Here is a 3,991-nt window from a genome sequence, read left to right on the forward strand (position 1 = left end):
TTAAATCTACAATATACTTTTTCGCCATGCTCAACCCCTTTTTTGACTAGTTTATCAATTAGAGGGTATTACCCAGCAAAATTTCCTTGGTGGACTACTAGTAACCGAGAAATTGCCCAAGTGCTCTTCCTTTCTGAAGGAACAGTCAGAAACCATATTTCGCACATTTTGACTCGCTTAAATTTGCGCGATCGCACTCAAGCAGCGATCGTTGCCAATACGTATCTCTCTTTTCTGGAGAATCAGTAAGCGGTTCTTCATTGCGATCGCATAACTAAATCCAGTATTTCATAAATCTGTTAGAAGTTATCTCCTGTACAAATAGACAGTAGTATGCATCAGCGCTGCTTGTAGAATTAAAAAGTTTTCCCTCGCTCGTATTTCTCTAATTAAAAGTGTAGTTTCCAAAATTGGAAATGCAGTTTCCGCTCATGACGTAGACCTTGCTAGCTGGCTCAACTTATTCTTTTAATTGTGAGGCAAGGAAATATCGCAGTCACACAAGGATGTGAAACAAATTATAGCTGATACACATAATTATCTTAATTTCAAAATGTATAAATTCGCTCCTGTGAGTTTTTAATTAGATTACGACACTTAGCTAAAAAGCTACTTTGACCGCGCCACAAGCAAACTTATTTTGTAATGTATCAAGAGGCAAAAAAATGAAACTTTACTATCGCGGCACTAGTTATGAATACGACACTAAGAAAGTTGAAAACAGAAAAATAGAACAGCCATTCCAGCCAGTTTATCAATTTGGGCCAGCTTATAATGTGATTTACCGTGGGATTACTTATCGTGTTGATCCCGATGTTAAGCCTGCGGAAGTTACTTTACCACTAGCAATTTATAAATTGAGCTATCGAGGAACTAACTACTTGGTAAATAGAAATACACAGGGAGAAGTTACCCTAATGACTCAATCAGTAAATTCATTAGAAGTCGTCACACTGCCACAGTTGACAACATCACCTTAGTAAGACTTAAGCAACATATATTCAGTCTGGTATTTAAGAAATAGGGTCTAGTTTTCATAAAGTTTTAGCAGCTTAAGTGAGAAGCAGAGTGAATCTGATTTGCAATAGCTGCTTGCAATCAAAATTATTAGCCAGGCATAGACACGAAGCGGTGAGAGGATCGCAGTCTGATCTACGAGACGTTCACTCTGCCTCAATTTATTTAAGCGAGTTTGACGATCACTAGTTTTCAAGGGGTACAATTCACTATCTGTAAAGTTTTGAAGTGATTAGTGATATCATGTCCGGCTAATTAGTTATAATTCCTAAATCTATGCAGAAAGCCTAAAAAGCCCTCCCCTCTGCCCCTCTGCGGTCTTAATGATAAGTCTTTAACCGGACATGATATGACAGGCGATCGCCGGAAATATTTTTATTAATCTTAAATTTCCCCAATATTGCTTTACGCAAAGAGGAATTTGTTTTAGCAGCGTGAAACTTTGTCAATAAATTGCAACCACCATTTTTATATCGGAGAAACATCATGTCTAACAACTTGAACACAGTATCAACTTCTTTAGATAACCAATCACATCACCATTATGATGTATTGCGACAGCAGATAAATGACAGTCTTAAAAAGGCAGAAACACAAAAAAATAAGCTTAAAACTATTGAGCGTCGCTACAGTATAATTAACATTTGTCTTGGTGCATTAGCAACATTCATTACTGGACAATCTGCCGTTTCCAACGATCCTTTGATTGGCAACTGGAGAATAAATACAACAGTTGCTTCTGTGTTAACACTTGGTGTAACCATTGTGGGTAGTATGCAAAAACAACTTGCGGCTCCTGATTTACTAAGTGAGGCAAGCGAATGTGTTGCTAAACTTAAGGCGCTAAAAGTTGAGACCATTGTATCAACTTATGATACAGAGCAAGTCAGTGAAGAATACCAGCAAATCCTCTCTGATTTTTCAAAGATTGACTGTTAAACGTAAAAGGAAGGAGTTATTTAATGATTCATACCTTTCTATTTCTACTGAAAATCTTCAACACGTTGTCTAAGTTGTCAAGGAAAATGTAATGCGTCAATATGACTATATTGTAATTGGTGCAGGTTCAGCAGGTTGTGTTGTTGCCAATCGTCTGACTGAGGACAGTAAAACGACCGTATTATTACTCGAAGCGGGCAACCCAGATACCAAACCAGAGATTCCTATCCCTGTAGAGTTTCCTAAACTATTTAACTCAGAGGTGGACTGGGCATATTTTACCGAACCAGAGCCATACTTAAATGGGCGTAAAATCTATTGTCCACGCGGTAAAGTCCTTGGTGGTAGCAGTTCGATCAACGTCATGATTTATATGCGAGGCAACCGTCACGATTACGATCGCTGGCAGGATTTAGGTAATACTGGTTGGAGCTACCAAGATGTATTACCTTACTTCAAAAAATCTGAAAACCAGCAGCGTGGAGCATCCCAATTTCATGCTGTCGATGGTCTGCTGAGTGTAAGTGACCCAATTGCACCCAACCCAATATCACAATACTTTCTTGAAGCAGCCACAGCAATTGGCTATAAGCTTAATCCTGATTTCAACGGTGCAAATCAAGAAGGTGCGGGGCTTTACCAGTTGACTATCAAAGATGGTAAGCGGCACAGCACCGCAGGGGCATTCCTAGTGCCAATTTTAAATCGTCCGAATTTGACGATTACTACAGGAGCGTCAGTCACCCGTTTACTGTTTGAAGGGAAGCGTACAGTTGGAGTCGAGTATCTGCAAAATGGGAAAATCCACCAATCTTTTGTCAACCAGGAAGTGATTCTTTCTGCTGGCGTGTTCGATTCGCCTAAACTGCTGATGCTTTCTGGAATTGGTTCAGCAGAACACCTACAGACATTAGGAATTCCTGCGATCGTTGATTTACCGGGTGTCGGGCAGAATCTCCAAGATCATGTATATGTGCAAGTGGGTTATCAAGCCACTCAGGAGTTGCAACCTGCTGCCACCAGCAATATTGCAGAAGCTGGTTTATTCGTGCATACCGAAGCTAATACAGATGTTACACCAGATTTACAGCTTTCCTGCGGCCCAGTTTTGTGGATGCAACTTGAGTCTCCTCGCTCTAGTTGGGGATTCACGTTTGCAGTGGGTACAACACATTGTTACAGCTGTGGTAGTGTCAGCTTGCGTTCTTGTGACCCCAAAGATCCACCGTTAATCTGCATGAACTATCTCCAGAATGAAAAAGATATGCAAGTTCTTGTGGAGGGAATTAAAATCTCTCGTCAACTTGCTTATTCAGGAGCATTTGATAAATTAGTAAGCGAGGAAGTCGCTCCTGGTGCCGACGTAACAAGCGACGAAGCAATTCGAGCTTACATCCTTAAAAGTGGCGAAACAGCACATCATCCTGTCGGGACTTGTAAAATGGGCGTTGAGAAAAGCGCAGTTGTAGACCCCGAACTACGGGTACATGGTGTTGAAGGTTTACGTGTCGTAGATGCTTCAATTATGCCAACTATTATTACGGGAAACACTAATGCACCCACAATTATGATTGGCGAAAAGGCAGCCGATTTGATTAAAGCTAGCGATCGCGTTTCAAAGCAATTAGCTTTAACAAATGTATGAACGCTTCCTCGGCTTGTCGTCAGACATTGCAGAGAGGCGATCATCTGAAATATTTTTATTAATGTTAAATAGATAAGCTAATCGGCACGTAAGTTGCATAATAAGAAGATGAAGCCGTTCAAAAGCAACTATGCCGCCACCAGCCAAGAACTTTTTAACGACGGAACAACTCAGCAAGCTACAGCAAGCACTCAAGGAGAGCGACCAACCACACGTCAGGGTAAAGAATTCTCATTATTCTGCTACAGAATGATGGGAAAGCACAACACGAAATTGCTAAATTTTTAGGCTTGCGGGGGGACAAAATGGTCTAGAATGCTTATCTTACAAAGAGTGTAGCAATTTGTGGTAAAAGAAAAAGAGCATTTATTCGCAATAAGCTCTATTTAA

General features: G+C 40.4%; 4 protein-coding genes and 1 pseudogene. All 5 read left to right on the forward strand.

Features of this window, described 5'->3' with window-relative positions; genetic code table 11:
* Positions 1-249, forward strand: a 249-nt coding sequence (locus tag H6G76_RS36205; protein WP_190711009.1) for a response regulator transcription factor, incomplete at its 5' end; no start/stop codon positions are given.
* A gap of 416 nt (positions 250-665) precedes the next feature.
* Positions 666-980, forward strand: coding sequence for a DUF4278 domain-containing protein (locus tag H6G76_RS36210; RefSeq protein WP_190711010.1), 315 nt, complete (start codon positions 666-668; stop codon positions 978-980).
* A gap of 523 nt (positions 981-1,503) precedes the next feature.
* Positions 1,504-1,956 (forward strand): hypothetical protein, encoded by a 453-nt coding sequence (locus H6G76_RS36215; protein ID WP_190711011.1) that lies wholly within the window; start codon positions 1,504-1,506, stop codon positions 1,954-1,956.
* 91 nt (positions 1,957-2,047) lie between these two features.
* Positions 2,048-3,601 carry a GMC family oxidoreductase gene (locus H6G76_RS36220; protein ID WP_190711012.1) on the forward strand — a complete coding sequence of 518 codons (1,554 nt, stop codon included), beginning with the start codon at positions 2,048-2,050 and terminating at the stop codon, positions 3,599-3,601.
* Between the two features lie 130 nt (positions 3,602-3,731).
* Positions 3,732-3,891 (forward strand): annotated as a pseudogene (locus H6G76_RS36225) (IS630 family transposase); the annotation flags it as partial.
* Between the last annotated feature and the right edge of the window lie 100 nt (positions 3,892-3,991).

The organism is Nostoc sp. FACHB-152 (assembly GCF_014697475.1).
Lineage (GTDB): Bacteria > Cyanobacteriota > Cyanobacteriia > Cyanobacteriales > Nostocaceae > Nostoc_B.

Bases quoted from the DNA above. Each gene is read 5' to 3' on its own strand.
- H6G76_RS36210 (WP_190711010.1), top strand. From the start codon at position 666: ATGAAACTTTACTATCGCGGCACTAGTTATGAATACGACACTAAGAAA.
- H6G76_RS36215 (WP_190711011.1), top strand. From the start codon at position 1,504: ATGTCTAACAACTTGAACACAGTATCAACTTCTTTAGATAACCAATCA.
- H6G76_RS36220 (WP_190711012.1), top strand. From the start codon at position 2,048: ATGCGTCAATATGACTATATTGTAATTGGTGCAGGTTCAGCAGGTTGT.